The following is a 16,173-nucleotide window of genomic DNA, read 5'->3' as shown; positions in this document are numbered from 1 at the left end:
CCGACGTGTCAGAGCTTCAGTTTCCCGGGGTAATAGTGCTCGTAGGCAAGCGCCAGATCGGGGGAATTCATCAATTCATAAAACACCACGCGTTCGACCCACGCCCGCTGGCTGTCTAGCACCCGCTTCATGAATTCGTCGGCCTCCAGCATCGGGATGATGGCATCCCAGGCCTTCAGCTGTGCATCGAGGATTTCCTTCGGCGTGCGGTGCACGGTGACGCCGTGCTCGGCCTGCAGCTTCTGCAGATCGGCCGAATAATTGTCGAGCGCAAACGCGGTGTTGGCGGTGCTGACCGCTTCGACGCCATATTCCAGGATAGCCTTCAGGTCGTCGTCGAGGTCGTCGAAGACATCCTTGTTGAAGAGGAATTCGAAGGATTCGCTGGCCTGATGATAGGACGACAGCATGTAATGCTTGGCGACGTCCTGCGAGCCGAAGCGCAGATCCGACGACGGGTTGTTGAACTCGAAGGCGTCGATGACGCCGCGCTCCATGGCCGGCACGATTTCACCACCCGGAAGCTGGGCGACGCTCATGCCCATGTTCTGCATGAGATCCGCCGCGAGGCCAACGGTGCGGTATTTGAAGCCGTTGACGTCCGCCACACCGGTGACCGGATTCTTGAACCAGCCGAAGGGTTGCGCCGGCATCGGGAAACCATAGAAGCCGACCACATTGAGCTTGAGGATGTCCTGGGTAAGTTCGCGGTAGAAGTCCTTGCCACCGCCCTGGTGGAACCAGCCGAGCATGGTGGTTGCGCTGCCGCCGAACACCGGCCCCGTGCCGAACAGCGACGCCGCCTTGTGCTTGCCGTACCAGTAGACCGGCACCGTGTGGGCGGCATCGATGACGCCGTCATTCACGCCATCGAGCACCTGGAATGCGCCGACGACCGCGCCGGCCGGCAGCAACTCGAACTTCAAGCGGCCACCCGACATTTTTTCCACGCGCTCGATGTACTGGCGGGCAAAATCCATCCAGATGTCGGAGGCCGGCCAGGATGTCTGCATCTTGATGGTGACGGGGCTTTGCGCGGTGGCCACCGCCGGCGCTGCAAGCGTACCCGCCGCAGCCGCACCGGCGACGGTCGAGGTAGCGAGGAAACGCCGCCGCGAAATCGATTTCTCGGTCATTTGAAGCTCCTCCCAGAACTTGTTTTTTGTTTTGTGCGCTGGTTAGCATATTTAATACAGGACGTTACGCAACCCAGTCTAAGGTTGGAAATGCGTACACAGATGCGTGGCTCTTTCAGACGCCTTCGGCTTCGACTATAGGAAAGAGCGCCTGAAGCTGCGGAGCCTTCCATGACGTTCATCCCCGACTGGCCGATCATCCTCCAGTTCGCCATCGCGACCTTCGTCATCGCCATCACGCCGGGTCCCGACATGACGCTGTTCGTCGGACGGGCGCTTTCGGAAGGGCGCGCCGCAGGCTTTGCATGCATGTTCGGCGCGATGAGCGGCATCATCGTCCACACGACGCTGGTGGCGCTCGGACTGTCGGCGCTGATCGTCGCTTCGCCGGAGGCCTTCCTCGCGCTCAAGATCGGCGGCGCCGGCTATCTGGTCTGGCTCGCCTACCAGGCGATCCGTCACGGCTCGGCGTTTTCGCCGGAGAAGAAAAGCGGCGAGCGGCGTTCGCTGTTCCAGAACTGGGCGATGGGGCTGGGGATCAATCTCCTGAACCCGAAGATAATCCTGTTCTTCATGACCTTCCTGCCGCAATTCGTGTCGACCAGCGATCCGCACGCGCCGGGCAAGCTGTTCTTCCTCGGCCTGCTGTTCATTCCGCTGTCGCTGCCGCTAACGACGCCGATGGTGATCGCCGCCGACAAGTTCGCCGGCCTGCTCCGGAAAAGCCCGAAGGTGACGCGAGCGGTCGACTATCTCTTTGCAGGTGTGTTTTCCGCCTTCGCGCTGAAGATTCTCACCGCGCAGGCGAAGTAGCTCCGCCGGGAGCTGCTTGGCAGCTCGTCGCGGATGATCAGAACGTCTTCGCTCCATTGACCATTAGCCGCACCATGTAGAGCGATGTCGTGCCGGCGATATAGAGGCAATTGCGCTTGATGCCGCCGAACACGCAGTTGGCGGTCTCCTCCGGCACCTTGACCTTGCCGATCAGCGTGCCGTCGGGATCGTAGCAGTGGATGCCGTCGCCGGCGCTGGTCCAGATACGGCCTTCGGTGTCCAGACGGAATCCATCGAAGACGCCGACGGTGCAATTGGCGAAGGGCCGACCGTTGGAAACCTTGGCGCCGTCGACATCGAAGACGCGCATATGCACGGGATTGTCGCTGCGTCCGGTGTCGCTGACATAAAGCCTGGTCTCGTCAACGGAGAAGGCGAGCCCGTTTGGCTGGATCATGTCGGTGATGACGGCCTCTACCTCGCCCCTCGCCGGGTCGACCCGATAGACCTGCGACCGGCCTATTTCGCTCTCGGCCTTGTCGCCCTCATAGTCGGAATCGATGCCGTAGGTCGGGTCGGTGAACCAGATCGAGCCGTCCGATTTCACCACGACATCGTTGGGAGAATTCAGCCGCTTGCCCTGCCAGCGTTCAGCAATCGCGGTGATCGAACCGTCATGCTCGGTGCGGCTGACGCGCCGGCCCGAATGTTCGCATGAGACAAGCCGGCCCTGGCGGTCGACGGTATGGCCGTTGGTGTTGCCGCAGGGCTCGCGGAACACGCTGACCTGGCCGTTTGTCTCGTCGTAGCGCAGCATGCGGTTGTTGGGGATGTCGGACCACAGCAGGTAGCGGCCGGCGGGAAAATAAACCGTGCCTTCGGCCCAGCGACAGCCGGTGAACAGCTTGTCGACATGGGCACTGCTGTTGAAAAGCCGGGAAAAGCGCGGATCGAGGGTTTCGTAATAGTCCGCAGTTGCCATCGCCTGTCTCCCTCGGATCACGCGACAGGCTAGTCAAACGCTTTTCCGGAGGCAATGCCGGCTGCAGGGATTACCGCGCCGAACGCCAGCCGCCGGCCATGCGCCCTGCGACCGCCCAATAGGCGATGCCGCCGACAAGGCCGCTGCCGACCAGCGCGAGCGCGATGATCGGGTTGCCGACGCTCCAGTCGCCGGGGCCTGACGACTGCCAGAAATAGCCGGCGGTAACGACGGCGGCCACCACGCCGCCGCCGATGGCATGAAAGAGCCAGTCGCGCTTGCCGGAAAGTTCCGCAATCGCGATGAAAACCAGCGCCGGCGTGAAAGCCAGCCAGGCGACGAACATCGCGATGAAGGGTACCGCGACGATGGAGCTGCCTCGGATCGCGTCTGGCAGCACGTCGGCCGGTAGGTCGAGCATGCCGATAAGCAGCAGATTGAGGAAGGCGCTAGCGGCAAGCGCCGCCGCAACGTAGCCGACAAGGATCATGAAAAGCCTGCCGAGGATCAGCAGAAGCCCGCTCACGCCTCGCCGTGCCCGGCGATCATCATGGCTTCGAGCGCCAGGCGCTCATGCTTCTTCAGCCGCTCCGACTCCGATTTCAGCTGGCCGCAGGCGGCAAGGATGTCACGTCCGCGCGGCGTGCGGATCGGCGAGGCGTAACCGGCATTGTTGATGTAGTCGGCGAATTTCTCGATCGTCTCCCAATCCGAGCACTGGTAGTTGGTGCCGGGCCAGGGATTGAACGGGATCAGGTTGATCTTGGCCGGAATGCCCTTCAGGAGCTTGATCAGCGCCTTGGCGTCGTCGAGGCTGTCGTTGACATCCTTCAGCATCACATACTCGAAGGTAATGCGACGCGCATTCGACAGGCCCGGATATTTGCGGCAGGCGTCGATCAGTTGCTCAAGCGGATACTTCTTGTTGATCGGCACCAGCAGGTCGCGCAGATCGTTGTTGGTGGCATGCAGCGAGATTGCCAGCATGACACCGATCTCGTCGCCGGTGCGGAAGATTTCCGGCACCACGCCGGAGGTCGACAGGGTGATGCGCCGCTTCGACAACGACAGGCCGTCGCCATCCGAGGCGATCAGCAGCGCCTTCTTGACCTCCTCGAAATTGTAGAGCGGCTCGCCCATGCCCATCATGACGATATTCGAGACCTTGCGGCCTTCAGCCGGCACGATGGCGCCGTCCGGCGTGTCGCGGTCGGGAAAATCGCCAAGCCGGTCGCGCGCCGTCATCAGCTGGGTCAGGATTTCTTCCGCCGTCAGGTTGCGCACCAGCTTCTGGGTGCCGGTATGGCAAAAAGAGCAGGTCAGCGTGCAGCCGACCTGGCTGGAGATGCACAGCGTGCCGCGGCCTTCTTCCGGGATATAGACCGTTTCGATCTCCACAGGCCTGCCTGCTCCCCGCGCGGGAAACCGGAACAGCCATTTGCGGGTGCCGTCAGACGAAATCTGTTCTTCGACGATCTCCGGCCGGGCGATGGTGAAATGCTTCGCCAGTTCGCTGCGCAGATCCTTCGAGATGTTGAACATGTGGCCGAAATCGGAGACGCCTCGCACATAGAGCCAATGCCAGAGCTGCTGGACGCGCATCTTCACCTGGCGCTCCGGCACGACGCCGGCGGCGAGCAGCGCCTCGCCGAGTTCGGCGCGCGTCAGCCCGATCAGCGACGCTTTTGCGGGCGCAGCCGTGCGAGAGGCAAGTGCCGCCCGGGTCTTGTCATCGGTGATGTCGAGCGAAAGCGTCATGATCGGTCTGGCGTGGATAGAGAAGTTTCCGGCGAAAGCATGTCGCGCAAAAGTGTGCAGCGGTTTTGCGATAACGACATGCGCAAAAATAAGATTGCGGCGCCACATATCACAGCTACGCGGCGGCGTCACGCTGCCGCGCCCACGTGTCGCGGCGGCCCGTCAGAGCGAGAGCCGGTATTCCTGCTCCAGCCGGCCCGACCTGGCATGCGGCGTCGGGGCGCCGTGACGGCGCCAGCCCATCTTTTCATAAAGAATGACCGCGCGCGGATTGTCGGAATAAACGGAAAGCTTCGCCGTCGAGAACCCCCGCTCCTTCAGCACATTGGGGATGGCGGCCATCAAGTCCTTGCCGACGCCACCGCCCCAGGCGCGTGGGTTCACGCCGACATAATGGAGCTCCGCGGATTCGACTTCGCCGGGAACCGGTGCAATGGCTGCAAAGCCGGTCGCCGTCCCCTTGCTATCGACGGCAACGAGCAGAAACGCGCGCGCGGAACTTTCCAGCACCCGTGCCATCACCGGTCGCGAAAGGTCGAGCTGTGCGACATCATCATCCCCGTCCCGGGCGCTGGTCGCCTCGGCCCAGATCTGCGCCGCAGCGTCGAGATGTGTCTTCGTGCCGTCGATGATTTTGTACATGCTGAGCCTGCGCCCACTTGGCGGCTTCTATCCGTGACGGTCGCGCTGCCTGGCGCTCTCGATGGTGATGGCGAGCAGCGCCTGCCGGGCGATCGCTTCCGCAAGGTCGGCGCGCCGGCGCGCCTGCAGCACCGCTGCCTGCAGGGACGCCAGCGCGCGCACGATCGATTCCGAGTTCCATCGCATCAGCGCGCTCTCCACGGTCTTGCGGCGCGTGAAAAAGACCGGCGGCCGCGCCGAGGCGACCACGGAAGCCGCATTGCGCCCGTCGGCATCCATGGCCCCGCGCATCGCTTGCAGGGCATGGAATTGCCGCATCGCCGCACCCAGCACCTGGCTCGCAGCCTGGCCGCCCCCGAACCTGGCGAAGGCGATGTCGAAATCGGCCGGCTTGCCTTCGAGCGTTGCATCGATGGCATCGTCCAGCGACAGGCCCGCGACATCGCCGATCATCAGCTTCACGTCGTCCAGCGTGATCTGCTTCTTCTCACCCGCATAAAGAGCAAGCTTCTCCAGCTCCCCGCGCGACGCCAGCCGGTCGCCTCCCAGGCTGCGCTTCAGCGCCTGCCGCGCCTCCAGCGCGATGGAAAGGCCGGCCTTCTGCAACTCCTCGTCGATCAGGCTGTCGATGCCGCGGCTCTCGTCGGCATAGCAGGGTAGCGCCATCGCATGCTCCGACGCCTCCACGGTGGCGCGAAGGGGTGCGCCCTTCTTCAGGTCGCCGGCTTCGATCAGAATGACGGCGTCGCGCGGCGGCTGCGCCGCAAGCACCTTAACGTCGTCGGCGAGGCCCTTCTGCGCGCCGGCATTGCGCACCCAGATCAGCCGCCGGTCCGAAAACATCGGCACCGTTCGTGCTTCGTCGATCAGGCGGCCCGGCGTCTGGTCGATTTCCGAAGCGTCAAGGCGGACCACGGAAAATGGATCGTCGGCCGACAGGCCGGTCGAAGCCGCGATCTTGCGGGCACGCTCCGACACGAGCCCACGGTCGGGGCCGTAAAACAGCAGGATCGATTTCTGCGGGTCGCGCCGGGCCAGCCAGCCATCGACCTCATGCGCCTTTTTCTGAGCCATGGTCCTCGCTAACACAATATTCCGGCGCGATGAATCGTTATCCCTGTGATTTTAGCAGCCCGATGAACCGTTGAAGCCCAGCGGCCTGCCGGCGTAGTGTCGCAAACATCATAACTGGTTCGAGAAATCTCAATGTCGCCAGCAGCTTCCCTGTCCACTATCGGCTTCGACGCCGACGACACGCTCTGGCAGAACGAGCATTTCTACCGGCTGACCGAACAGCGCTTTGCCGCACTTCTGGCCGATTATGCCGAGCCCGAGCAGCTATCCGGCAGATTGCTGGAGGCCGAGAAACGCAACCTGCAACTCTACGGTTTCGGCATCAAGGGTTTCACACTGTCGATGATCGAGACAGCAATCGAGCTGACCGCCGGGCGGGTGTCGGCGGCGACCATCGGCGAAATTCTTGCCGCCGGGCGGGAAATGCTGAGCCATCCGGTCGAGACCTTGCCGCTGGTTCGCGAAACGCTGGAACAGCTTGCCGGCTCGTTCCACCTGGTGCTGATCACCAAGGGTGATCTTTTCGACCAGGAGCGCAAGCTTGCGCAATCCGGATTGGGTGAACTGTTCGACGCCGTCGAAATCGTCAGCGACAAGAACATCGCCACCTACGAGCGCATCTTCGGCCGCCACGGCGGCCCGGAGCACAGCATGATGGTCGGGAATTCGCTGAAGTCGGACATCGTGCCGGCGATACAGGCTGGAAGCTGGGGCGCCTATATCCCGCACGACCTCACCTGGGTGGCGGAGCGGGTCGAAGAACCCGTGGGCGAACCGCGCTTCCGCCGGCTCGGCCATATCGGGGAACTCGTCGGCCTGGTTGCCGAGATCGCCGAAAGCCGCCGCTGAACCGGCGGCTTCCCACTTCTTCGGATCCAAAATCCGCGTCCGACCCGCTACACCTTGGGAGTATGGTCATGGCTATCCGACACCGAAAAATCGGGTAGAACGCCGCTGTTTTCGGCCGGGAATGCCCTGCCAGAAAACGAAAAAGCCGCGGAAAACCGCGGCCTTTTCGTGGAGAAGTTATTGGAGCGGGTGAAGCGATTCGAACGCTCGACCCCAACCTTGGCAAGGTTGTGCTCTACCCCTGAGCTACACCCGCTCGCGCGGCGTCTGCCGCAAGCCGCGCTTATATGGCCGAAGAGCGAAGCGAATGCAACAGGGAAAACAGACATTTTGAACCCGCGACAAAACGGCTTCGAAAGCCTCCCGGCTTAGCGCAATGCTGCCCGGGCGCGGCGTTTTCTCTTGTCCCGGCGCGGCATTGGAAATAGATCGGTCCGCTCAACCGGAACCAATGCCGATGCCCAAATCCACCGAAGAATTGTTTGCCTTCCTCGACGGATTGGGGATCGAGGTGAGGACGGTTACCCATCCACCGCTCTTCACCGTGGCCGATTCGCAGGCTTTGCGGGGCGAAATTGCCGGCGGTCACACCAAGAACCTTTTCCTGAAGGATAGGAAGGACAATTTCTTCCTGGTCACGGTGGATGAAGAGGCGACCGTCGACCTCAAATCGGTCCACCAGAAGATCGGCGCGGCAAGCCGCGTGTCGTTCGGAAAGCCGGAAGCGCTGCTTGATCTTCTGGGCGTGATGCCGGGCGCGGTAACGGCGTTCGGCGCCATCAACGATGCGCAAGGCAAGGTGCAGGTCGTGATCGACAGCGGCCTCATGGAACATGAGGTCATCAACGCGCACCCGCTGACCAACACGGCGACCACCTCGATAACGGCCGGCGATCTCGTGCGATTCCTCCGGGCAACTGGGCACGAACCTGCTATCTTGAAAGTGTCGGAATGATTGCCACATTGGGGCGAACGAAGCTGCGGCGGCGTGTGAAAAATGTCGGCAGCAGGTCTGTGCGATCGAAAGGGCTGAGATGAGCGGACGGGACAATCCTTACAGCGGCGCGGGCCAGTACTCGGCTCCCAGCGTTCAGTTCGGTTCGACGGCGCAGAACGGCTCGACGCCGCGCGAGCCCGAAAACGGCGCCGGGCTTGGTCTCGCGGCGCCTGCCGACCTTATCAGGGACACAACCACCGCGACCTTTGCGCAGGATGTCATCCAGGAATCGCGCAAGCAGCCGGTGCTGGTCGACTTCTGGGCGCCCTGGTGCGGCCCCTGCAAGCAGCTGACCCCAGCCCTGGAAAAGGCGATTCGTGAGGCGCGCGGGCGCGTCAAGCTGGTCAAGATGAACATCGACGACCACCCCTCGATCGCTGGCCAGCTGGGCATCCAGTCGATCCCCGCAGTAATCGCCTTCAAGAACGGTCAGCCCGTCGATGGCTTCATGGGCGCCATCCCCGAAACCCAGATTCGTGATTTCATTCAGAAGGTCGCCGGCAAGGACGGCGCACAACCTGGCATAGCCGACGCGCTGAAGGCAGCCGCCGAGGCCCGCGAAACCGGCGACGCCCAGACGGCAGCCGACATCTATTCCGCCATGCTCCAGGAAGTCCCGGACAATGTCGAAGCCATGGCCGGCCTGGCCGATCTGCTTTTCGAGGCGGGCGATTCGGCTGCCGCCGAGGAGCTTCTGGCAACCGCGCCTGAAGACAAGCAGGATGTCCCTGTGCTTGCAGCCGTCCGCGCAAAGATGGCGCTGGCAAAGCAGGCCGATGAACTGGGCAATCCCGCCGAATTCGAAAAGCGTCTCGTCGCAAACCCCGGTGATCATCAGGCGCGCTTCGATCTGGCGATGGTCCAGAACGCGCAGGGCAAGCGCACCGAGGCCGCCGACAATCTGCTGGCGATCGTCAAGGCCGACCGCGCCTGGAATGATGATGGCGCCCGCACCCAGCTGCTGAAGTTCTTTGAAGCTTGGGGCATGGCCGACGATGCGACCCTGGCGGCGCGGCGGAAACTTTCGTCGGTGCTCTTTTCTTAAGCATCGCGGGCGCATTCGCTCCCGCGCGCATGGGCTGAACTGGAGATTTGGCGTGCAGGCGGGCAATGCTCACTATCGGCGCAGTTCGGATGTTCCGACCGTTGTCCCGGTTTTTCCGCTCGCGGCTGCCCTGCTGCTGCCCGGCGGGCGCATGCCGCTGAATATCTTCGAGCCCCGATATCTGCAGATGGTCGACGACGCCATGAGCGGGCGGCGGCTGATCGGCATGGTGCAACCTAGCCTCGACAATGCAGTTCGCGAGGATGGAGAGCCGCTGCTTTGCAAGGTGGGCTGCCTCGGCCGTATCACCTCGCTCGCCGAGACGGGCGACGGTCGCTACCTCATTGCCCTTCAGGGCGTGTGCCGTTTCAGGGTTATCTCCGAACTCTCGGTCAAGACGCCGTTCCGCCAGTGCCGCATCGCGTCTTTCGGCGCCGACCTCCGCGAGGAGCACGGCGCTGGCGAGGTCAATCGTCCGGCGTTGCTGAAGGCTTTTCGCGCTTATCTCGACGCCAATGGCCTCGAGGCGGACTGGGAGAGCGTGAGCCGGGCCGAGAACGCCATGCTGGTCAACGCATTGTCGATGATGGCACCCTACGGAGCTGCAGAAAAACAGGCGCTGCTGGAAGCACCTGACCTCAAGACACGTGCCGAAACGCTGATCGCGATCACCGAAATGGCGTTGGCGCGCGATCAGGATGATTTCGGCACGAGCCTGCAATGAGGGAAACACCTCCTCAACCGGCGAAGGATCCCATGACCGACCTTGCCCGCGATGCCAAGATCGACACCAAACTTCTCGAACTATTGGCCTGTCCGCTCACCAAGGGTCCGCTGGTGTGGAATCCTGCCTCATCAGAGCTGATCTCGAAAGTGGCGAAGCTCGCCTATCCGGTGCGCGACGGCATCCCGATCATGCTGCCCTCCGAGGCGCGGCAGATCGTTTCGGATGACGATGCCAAACCGGGCTCCGGCTGATCCTCCGCGCCGGCCAGAGTTTGCGCGGCGCCGCCGCTTCAGTGAAAGTTCCGCCCCTTCGGCATGGCCCTCTCGGTTTTCTCCGAAAGCTCATCGTAACTTGGCGCCGAATTCTGGAATTCGGGTTCGCGGCTCAGCAATTTCGACCGCGATTCGCTCCTTTTCAGAATATTCTGGCGGACATTGTGCAACCCTGCTTCGGGCTTCGCACCGCCCGGCGCCTGCGCTTCCTCGGTCAGTTCGCCGAGCCATGACGAGAGGTCCTCGATCCTCTCTGCGACGATGTGGATGACGTCGGATTCCGACTGGAGACGGCCATGGACACGCACGAAGCGGGAGCCCATGACAACCGAACGGTAACGGTCGAAGACCCTTTGCCAGATGATGACATTGGCAACCGCCTGCTCGTCTTCGAGCGTCAGGAAGATCGCATTTCCCGTGCCGGGGCGTTGCCGCACCAGCACGAGACCGGCGACCGAGACACGGCGGCCATCCGACACCATGGTGAGCCGGGCATTGGGTGTGACGCCCGATTGGTCGAGCCGATGGCGCAGGAAGGAAACCGGGTGCGCCTTGAGTGAAAGCCCGAGCGATTGGTAATCATGGATGACGTGCTGGCCGAGCGGCATGACCGGCAGTCTTGTCTCGGGTTCATGGTCTCGCATCCACAGGTCAGGCCGATCGAACAACGGCAGGCGTTCGGCGGCAGTTTTCCCGCCCAGCGCGCGAACCGCCCAAAGCGCATCGCGGCGGCTGAGGCCGATCGACCGGAAGGCATCCGCCTGCGCCAGCCGTTCGATCTCGTCCACGTCGAGACCTGAACGCAACCAGATATCTCTGACCGATTCGTAACCTTCTCCGCGGCGCAGAACGAACTGCTCCATACGTTCCTTTGGAAGCCCCTTGACCTGCCGGAAACCCAGCCTGACGGCGCGGGTGGTTCGGATCACATCACGCATCCCGGCATGCCGCGCGATGATGCGCGATCCGTCGAAGGAGCGTTCTTCGAGCAGGCAATCCCAGTCGGAGCCGTTGATGTCGACGGGAAGAATTTCGACACCATGGTCCTGTGCATCGCGAACAAGTTGCGCCGGCTGATAAAAACCCATCGGTTGGGAATTCAGGATCGCGGCGCAGAAGACATCGGGATAATAGGTCTTGAACCAGCAGGAGGCATAGACAAGCAAGCCGAAAGCCGCTGCGTGGCTCTCCGGAAAACCATATTCGCCGAAACCCTCGATCTGCTTGAAACAGCGCTCGGCAAACTCTTTCTCGTAGCCACGGCCAACCATGCCATCAATCATCTTCTGGCGATAATTGCCGATGGTCCCGGTCCGCTTGAAGGTCGCCATCGCTCGGCGAAGCTGGTCGGCCTCGCCCGGCTTGAAGCCGCCGGCGACGATGGCGATCTTCATCGCCTGTTCTTGGAAGAGGGGGACGCCGAGCGTCCTGCCGAGGATTTCCTGCAGCTCCGGCTTCGGGTAGTCGGGTTTTTCCTTCCCCTGTCTTCGCCGCAAATAGGGATGCACCATGTTTCCCTGGATCGGGCCCGGCCTGACGATCGCCACTTCGATGACCAGATCGTAGAAGGTTTTTGGCTTCAGGCGGGGCAGCATCGACATCTGGGCACGCGACTCGATCTGGAAGACACCCAGCGTGTCGGCGCGGCAGATCATGTCGTAGACGTTCTGGTCCTCCTGCTTGATCGTCGCGAGTTCGACTGGACGGCCATGATCGTCCGGAGCGTCATAATGCTGGTGCAGCAGCGCGAAAGCGCGGCGCAGGCACGACAGCATGCCCAGCGCCAGGATATCGACCTTGAGAATCTTGACGGCGTCGAGATCGTCCTTGTCCCACTCGACCATCTTGCGGTCGTCCATGGCGGTCTTCATGATCGGAACGATCTCGTCCAACCTGTCCTTGGTGATGACGAAGCCACCGACATGTTGGGAGAGGTGACGGGGAAATCCCATGATGTCATTGGCGAGATCGATGACATGTTTCGCCAGCAGGTTGGCGTCGTTCAGCCCACCGGCGTCGGCTTCCCTCTTGCCGAGTTCGGATGAAGACCAGCCCCAGATCGATCCCGAAAGCGCGCTGCGGACATCGTCGGACAGGCCCATCGCCTTGGCGACTTCGCGCAATGCTGAACGCCCGCGATAGCTGACGACGGCGGCTGCCAGCGACGTGTGTTTCTCGCTGTATTTGTTATAGATGTAATCCATGACGGGTTTGCGTTTTTCGTGCTCGAAATCGACGTCGATGTCGGGCGGCTCGTCGCGCTCCTTGGAGATGAAACGCTCAAACAAAGTGTCAATGATGTCGGGCCCGACATCGGTGATGCGCAGGCAATAGCAGATGACCGAGTTGGCGGCGGAACCGCGCCCCTGGCAGAGAATGTCCTGCGAGCGGGCGAATTTGATGATGTCGTGAACGGTCAGGAAATAGCGGGCGTAATTAAGCTCCCGGACTGTTTCGAGTTCATGGCGGATGATCCTTTCGACCTTGTCCGGAACCCCGTCGGGATAGCGGAATTTTGCACCCTCCCAGGTCAGCCTCTCCAGTTCTTCCTGCGGCTCCAGGCCCGATTCCGTCGGTTCGTCCGGATAATTGTAATGAAGATCGCTCAGCGAGAATTTCAGGGTTGCGGCGAACCGAAGCGTCTCGGCGATTGCCTCGGGATAACGGCGGAAAAGCCGGGCCATCTCGCCCTGCGGTTTCAAGAAACGCTCCGCGTTCCTTGTCAATTCAAGGCCCACTTCCGCGACATGCTTATTCAGCCTGATGGCCGTCAACACATCCTGAAGCGGGCGGCGGGCGGGCACATGATAAAGCACGTCGTTCACCGCCATCAGCGGGAGCCGAGCTATGTTTGCCATGCTGGCCGCCTGCTCCAGCCTGAAGCGATCATTGCCCGAATAGGCCGGCGACACGGCCAGCCAAACAGCGTCGCCGAAGCGGCTTTTCAGTGCATGCAGGAATTCCAGCTGGCTCTCCGGCGCTGTCTCGACATCCGGCAGGACGGCAAGTGACAATCGATCGCCCCATTCGAAGAGATCACTGCGGCGAAGAACCGGCGCGCCCTTTTCCCCGCGCATATTGGCTTGCGTCAGCATCCGGCACAGATGACCCCATCCCTTGCGGTCGCGGGGATAGGCCAGCACGTCCGGACTGCCGTCGGCAAAAACCAGACGGCTGCCAGGATGATAAGGAAGTTTCTCCACCTTCGTCTGCTGCCAGGCGCGGACGACGCCCGCGACGGAGTTGCGATCGGCAAGCCCGATGGCGGAAAGGCCGAGCATCTTGGCCGTGACCACCAGCTCTTCCGGCTTGGAGGCGGCGCGCAGAAACGAGAAATTCGACTGGACGGCGAATTCGGCATAAGGAATGGAGACGGTCGCATTCATGCGAAAATCCCATGCATGAACCAACGCGGCGCTTCCTGTGAAGCGCCGTAAAGGCCTTGCCGGTAGAGCCAGTAGCGACGCCCGTCACCATCCTCGACACGGAAATAATCGCGCGTCGGCATGTCTTTCCCTTCATGCCACCATTCGGGCGCAATGCGTTCTGGACCTTCCGAACGTGCGACCTTGTGCAGGACACGTCGCCAGCGAAAATGGAGCGGCGGGCCTTCCGGCACTTCGGTCGCCGCGACCTCGACGGGCTCGGGATGCCGAAAGAGGCGTAGCGGACGATCCGCCGGACCAGGCACGGGACCCCTTTCCCGATCGTTTCTTTCAGAAACTTCCGCAAAGGGCACCATGACGATCGAGCGTTCCGGAATATGGCTCTCGACCGCGACAGGCTTCAGCACGGCCTGCTCACCGAGCCGCGCCCGGACCCGATCGGCAAAGACCGCGAGCGCTTCGTCATTGCCCTCCGCGCCGCCGGCGAGATCGGCCTGTTCCATCTCGAAGTCAGCGACGGCGAGTGCCGAGAGGCGGACAAGCTCGAAGCCATATCCTGCATCGATGTCGCTTTCGATTGCCGCAAGCTTCTCCTGAAACAGGCGGCCGATCAGCGATGGCTCGCGCATCGGCCGCGAGGTTCCGATGACGATACGGCAGACGGCGCCATCGACACGAAACAGCGTCAGTTGCAGGATCCGGGCGCCTTCGCCGCGTCGTTCAAGATCCTTCCTGAGCGTCTCGGCGAGCAGGCCGGTCAAGGCCTTTATGTCTTCGGTCAGCACGATGGGTTCGACGGGCTGGCGTTCGACGGAAAGTGCGGGCACCGGCAGGCGCGGCGAGATCGCTTCTTCGATCTGGCCGCGCGCCTGGTCGAGGCGGATCAGCAACTGCTTGCCGAACCGGCGGGCAAGTGGCGCCCTCGGCGCCGACATGACGGCGCCCGCCGTGCGCAGGCCCACACTTTCGAGGCTCACCCGCACGGCCGGCTCGATGCGCAAGGCGGTAAGCGGCAGCGGAGCCAGGAGCTGATCCTCCTTGCCGGGTGCAACGATTCCGGCGCCCAGGAAACGCGCAGCCGCCCAGGCAGCGCCAGGTGTCGAGGCAAGGCCGGCCCGGGCATGAAACCCCTGCTGGAAAAGGCGGGCAAGCACATCATCCAGCATCGGCCTTTCGCCGCCAAAGAGATGAGCGCAGCCGCTGATGTCGAGGAAAAGTCCGTCAGCCCCTTCTATGGCCACCAGAGGCGTGTAGCGGTCGCACCAGTCGGCCAGGCTTTCGAGCAGGCTGCGGTCAGCCGCCGGCTCCGCCTCGACGACCTCCACCGAAGGATACATGGCGCGGGCGTCGGCGATGCCCATGCCGCGCTTCAGCCGAAGCGCCTCAGCCTGTTCGTCGAGCGCCGCGATGCGCTGGGTGTTGTTGTCGCGATGGCTGATGAGCAACGGCGGCCGCCGGGCGGGCGGATTTGAACGCCACGACCGCCCCAGCCGCTGGCGAAATATCCGGTCGGACGGCAGGTGCGGAAACCACAGGGCGAGAATTCTCTGGCTGTCTTTCCTGAAATGCGCGTTCATGGGGGTTCCACTCCAAGATGAATTGCCCCGGCAGGGCCGTACGGCTTTTGCTGACCGTCACCGTGAAGGCCGGACAACCGATCGTGTCAGCAAGCGGGCCGGTGAGCGTGCTGCGCGCGGTGGCGGGGGCGGGCGAAACGACCAGGCGGAGGGGTGCGGCCGTCGGCTCTGCCCGGGCTGCCTGGCGAAGCAAAAAGACCGGTCTTCCCGCAAGCTGCGCGCGCCGATGCAAGCGCCGCGTGGCGGTGAGGTCGAGGCGGACGGGATTGCCGTGGATTTCCAGGAAAACCGCCGACAATTCCCTCAGCCTGGCGGCTTCTTCGGCAATCCACAGCGCGTCAGTGAGTTTCGGCGCTTGCGCGATGATGATTTCGTCCGGTGCAAGCCCGGTGAGAGCCCCCAGCCCGGGCGCATGGGGGAAGCCTGTTTCGGCAAATGCCTGGCTCATCCCGATCCAGAGGACCAGGAACCGCTTTTCCCTATCGGGTTCACGGTTTCTCGAAAGGCTCGCCAGCGCGAGGGCAAATCCCGTAACGGCGCCGGCATCGCGCATTTCGCCGCCGTGGATCTCGGTCAGGGCAGCGGCCGGCACCCCACCGCCCAACACATTGTCCAGGCGCGCCACGCCCGTGTGGAGAAAGCCCGAGGCTCCCGCTTCAGCCCAGGCGCTGCCGCTTGGATGCAGTATCGCCACTCCCGCAGCGACGAGCTTCTCGGGCAGCGTTCCCTCGATCTTCGCTATTTTCCGGCGCAAGGCAAAAACAGCCGCCTGCGCCACGACGTTTGACGCCATGACGGTCTGCTTCCTGGGTTGATGTTCCTGTTATGTTCTAATAGATTCCAGAGCCTACTCGGAGAGTCAAGCGCCTTGAGGGAGAATTTATTCCTCGTTTCTGGTCCGGCTCGGGTGCAAATCCGCTAAATTATTCAAAAGAATGCAAAAACCTCGAAAGC

15 protein-coding genes and 1 tRNA gene are annotated in these 16,173 nt (G+C 62.5%); 6 read left to right on the top strand and 10 right to left on the bottom strand.

All coding sequences use genetic code 11. The features are described from left to right. Positions 1–8: 8 nt before the first annotated feature. Positions 9–1,136 (bottom strand): TRAP transporter substrate-binding protein, encoded by a 1,128-nt coding sequence (locus F3H98_RS09155; protein WP_149759834.1) that lies wholly within the window; start codon positions 1,134–1,136, stop codon positions 9–11. Between the two features lie 171 nt (positions 1,137–1,307). Here F3H98_RS09155 and F3H98_RS09150 point away from each other — a divergent pair, with 171 nt between their 5' ends. Further along, entirely contained in the window at positions 1,308–1,949 is a 642-nt protein-coding gene (locus F3H98_RS09150; protein ID WP_149759833.1) for a LysE family translocator, read from the top strand. Between the two features lie 37 nt (positions 1,950–1,986). Here the strand turns inward: F3H98_RS09150 and F3H98_RS09145 are convergent, their stop codons facing one another. The 5 genes from F3H98_RS09145 to holA form a co-directional block, all read right to left on the bottom strand. Then, on the bottom strand, positions 1,987–2,892 hold the full coding sequence (locus F3H98_RS09145) for an SMP-30/gluconolactonase/LRE family protein (RefSeq protein ID WP_149759832.1): 906 nt from the start codon (positions 2,890–2,892) through the stop codon (positions 1,987–1,989). 70 nt (positions 2,893–2,962) lie between these two features. Continuing rightward, the gene (locus tag F3H98_RS09140) at positions 2,963–3,418 is read right to left on the bottom strand and encodes a hypothetical protein (protein WP_149759831.1); all 456 of its coding nucleotides are present in this window, start codon (positions 3,416–3,418) and stop codon (positions 2,963–2,965) included. Next, entirely contained in the window at positions 3,415–4,650 is a 1,236-nt protein-coding gene (gene rlmN / locus F3H98_RS09135; RefSeq protein ID WP_149759830.1) for a dual-specificity RNA methyltransferase RlmN, read from the bottom strand. The genes F3H98_RS09140 and rlmN overlap by 4 nt, the downstream gene beginning before the upstream one ends. Before the next feature lie 162 nt (positions 4,651–4,812). Continuing rightward, positions 4,813–5,292, bottom strand: a complete 480-nt coding sequence (locus F3H98_RS09130) for a GNAT family N-acetyltransferase (protein ID WP_149759829.1) — start codon at positions 5,290–5,292, stop codon at positions 4,813–4,815. Positions 5,293–5,319: 27 nt separating this feature from the next. Beyond that, positions 5,320–6,366, bottom strand: coding sequence for a DNA polymerase III subunit delta (gene holA, locus F3H98_RS09125; RefSeq protein WP_149759828.1), 1,047 nt, complete (start codon positions 6,364–6,366; stop codon positions 5,320–5,322). Positions 6,367–6,498: 132 nt separating this feature from the next. On the opposite strand from holA, the gene F3H98_RS09120 reads away from it, so the two are divergent. Beyond that, a complete protein-coding gene (locus F3H98_RS09120) occupies positions 6,499–7,215 on the top strand; it encodes an HAD family hydrolase (protein ID WP_149759827.1) in 717 nt (238 codons plus the stop codon). A 181-nt stretch (positions 7,216–7,396) separates the two neighbouring features. Here F3H98_RS09120 and F3H98_RS09115 read toward each other — a convergent pair. Beyond that, a tRNA-Gly gene (locus F3H98_RS09115) sits at positions 7,397–7,471 on the bottom strand. A 201-nt stretch (positions 7,472–7,672) separates the two neighbouring features. Between F3H98_RS09115 and F3H98_RS09110 the strand changes: the two genes are divergently transcribed. The 4 genes from F3H98_RS09110 (at position 7,673) to F3H98_RS09095 (ending at position 10,235) form a co-directional block, all read left to right on the top strand. Further along, the gene (locus F3H98_RS09110) at positions 7,673–8,170 is read left to right on the top strand and encodes a prolyl-tRNA synthetase associated domain-containing protein (protein WP_149759826.1); all 498 of its coding nucleotides are present in this window, start codon (positions 7,673–7,675) and stop codon (positions 8,168–8,170) included. A 79-nt stretch (positions 8,171–8,249) separates the two neighbouring features. Continuing rightward, on the top strand, positions 8,250–9,257 hold the full coding sequence (gene trxA, locus F3H98_RS09105; protein ID WP_149759825.1) for a thioredoxin: 1,008 nt from the start codon (positions 8,250–8,252) through the stop codon (positions 9,255–9,257). 52 nt (positions 9,258–9,309) lie between these two features. Beyond that, complete coding sequence (locus F3H98_RS09100; protein WP_149759824.1) at positions 9,310–9,981, top strand: LON peptidase substrate-binding domain-containing protein; 672 nt, start codon at positions 9,310–9,312, stop codon at positions 9,979–9,981. Between the two features lie 32 nt (positions 9,982–10,013). Further along, positions 10,014–10,235: a Trm112 family protein gene (locus F3H98_RS09095; protein ID WP_149759823.1), complete on the top strand. Its 222-nt coding sequence runs from the start codon at positions 10,014–10,016 to the stop codon at positions 10,233–10,235. 38 nt (positions 10,236–10,273) lie between these two features. Here the strand turns inward: F3H98_RS09095 and F3H98_RS09090 are convergent, their stop codons facing one another. The 3 genes from F3H98_RS09090 to F3H98_RS31720 are packed head-to-tail and all read right to left on the bottom strand — an operon-like array spanning position 10,274 to position 15,997. Further along, positions 10,274–13,642 (bottom strand): error-prone DNA polymerase, encoded by a 3,369-nt coding sequence (locus F3H98_RS09090; RefSeq protein WP_149759822.1) that lies wholly within the window; start codon positions 13,640–13,642, stop codon positions 10,274–10,276. Then, a complete protein-coding gene (locus F3H98_RS09085; protein WP_244621653.1) occupies positions 13,639–15,087 on the bottom strand; it encodes a Y-family DNA polymerase in 1,449 nt (482 codons plus the stop codon). Before F3H98_RS09085 ends, F3H98_RS09090 begins: the two co-directional genes overlap by 4 nt. Then, complete coding sequence (locus tag F3H98_RS31720; protein ID WP_342211604.1) at positions 15,026–15,997, bottom strand: ImuA family protein; 972 nt, start codon at positions 15,995–15,997, stop codon at positions 15,026–15,028. The genes F3H98_RS09085 and F3H98_RS31720 overlap by 62 nt, the downstream gene beginning before the upstream one ends. Positions 15,998–16,173: the final 176 nt, after the last annotated feature.

The sequence above is a fragment of the Neomesorhizobium albiziae genome (assembly GCF_900114255.1).
GTDB lineage: Bacteria > Pseudomonadota > Alphaproteobacteria > Rhizobiales > Rhizobiaceae > Neomesorhizobium > Neomesorhizobium albiziae.
The sequence above is the reverse complement of the archived record's forward strand: the minus strand, read 5'-3'. Positions and strand labels throughout refer to the sequence as shown.

Bases quoted from the DNA above. Each gene is read 5' to 3' on its own strand.
- F3H98_RS09155 (WP_149759834.1), bottom strand. From the start codon at position 1,136: ATGACCGAGAAATCGATTTCGCGGCGGCGTTTCCTCGCTACCTCGACC.
- F3H98_RS09150 (WP_149759833.1), top strand. From the start codon at position 1,308: ATGACGTTCATCCCCGACTGGCCGATCATCCTCCAGTTCGCCATCGCG.
- F3H98_RS09145 (WP_149759832.1), bottom strand. From the start codon at position 2,892: ATGGCAACTGCGGACTATTACGAAACCCTCGATCCGCGCTTTTCCCGG.
- rlmN (WP_149759830.1), bottom strand. From the start codon at position 4,650: ATGACGCTTTCGCTCGACATCACCGATGACAAGACCCGGGCGGCACTT.
- F3H98_RS09130 (WP_149759829.1), bottom strand. From the start codon at position 5,292: ATGTACAAAATCATCGACGGCACGAAGACACATCTCGACGCTGCGGCG.
- holA (WP_149759828.1), bottom strand. From the start codon at position 6,366: ATGGCTCAGAAAAAGGCGCATGAGGTCGATGGCTGGCTGGCCCGGCGC.
- F3H98_RS09120 (WP_149759827.1), top strand. From the start codon at position 6,499: ATGTCGCCAGCAGCTTCCCTGTCCACTATCGGCTTCGACGCCGACGAC.
- F3H98_RS09110 (WP_149759826.1), top strand. From the start codon at position 7,673: ATGCCCAAATCCACCGAAGAATTGTTTGCCTTCCTCGACGGATTGGGG.
- trxA (WP_149759825.1), top strand. From the start codon at position 8,250: ATGAGCGGACGGGACAATCCTTACAGCGGCGCGGGCCAGTACTCGGCT.
- F3H98_RS09095 (WP_149759823.1), top strand. From the start codon at position 10,014: ATGACCGACCTTGCCCGCGATGCCAAGATCGACACCAAACTTCTCGAA.
- F3H98_RS09090 (WP_149759822.1), bottom strand. From the start codon at position 13,642: ATGAATGCGACCGTCTCCATTCCTTATGCCGAATTCGCCGTCCAGTCG.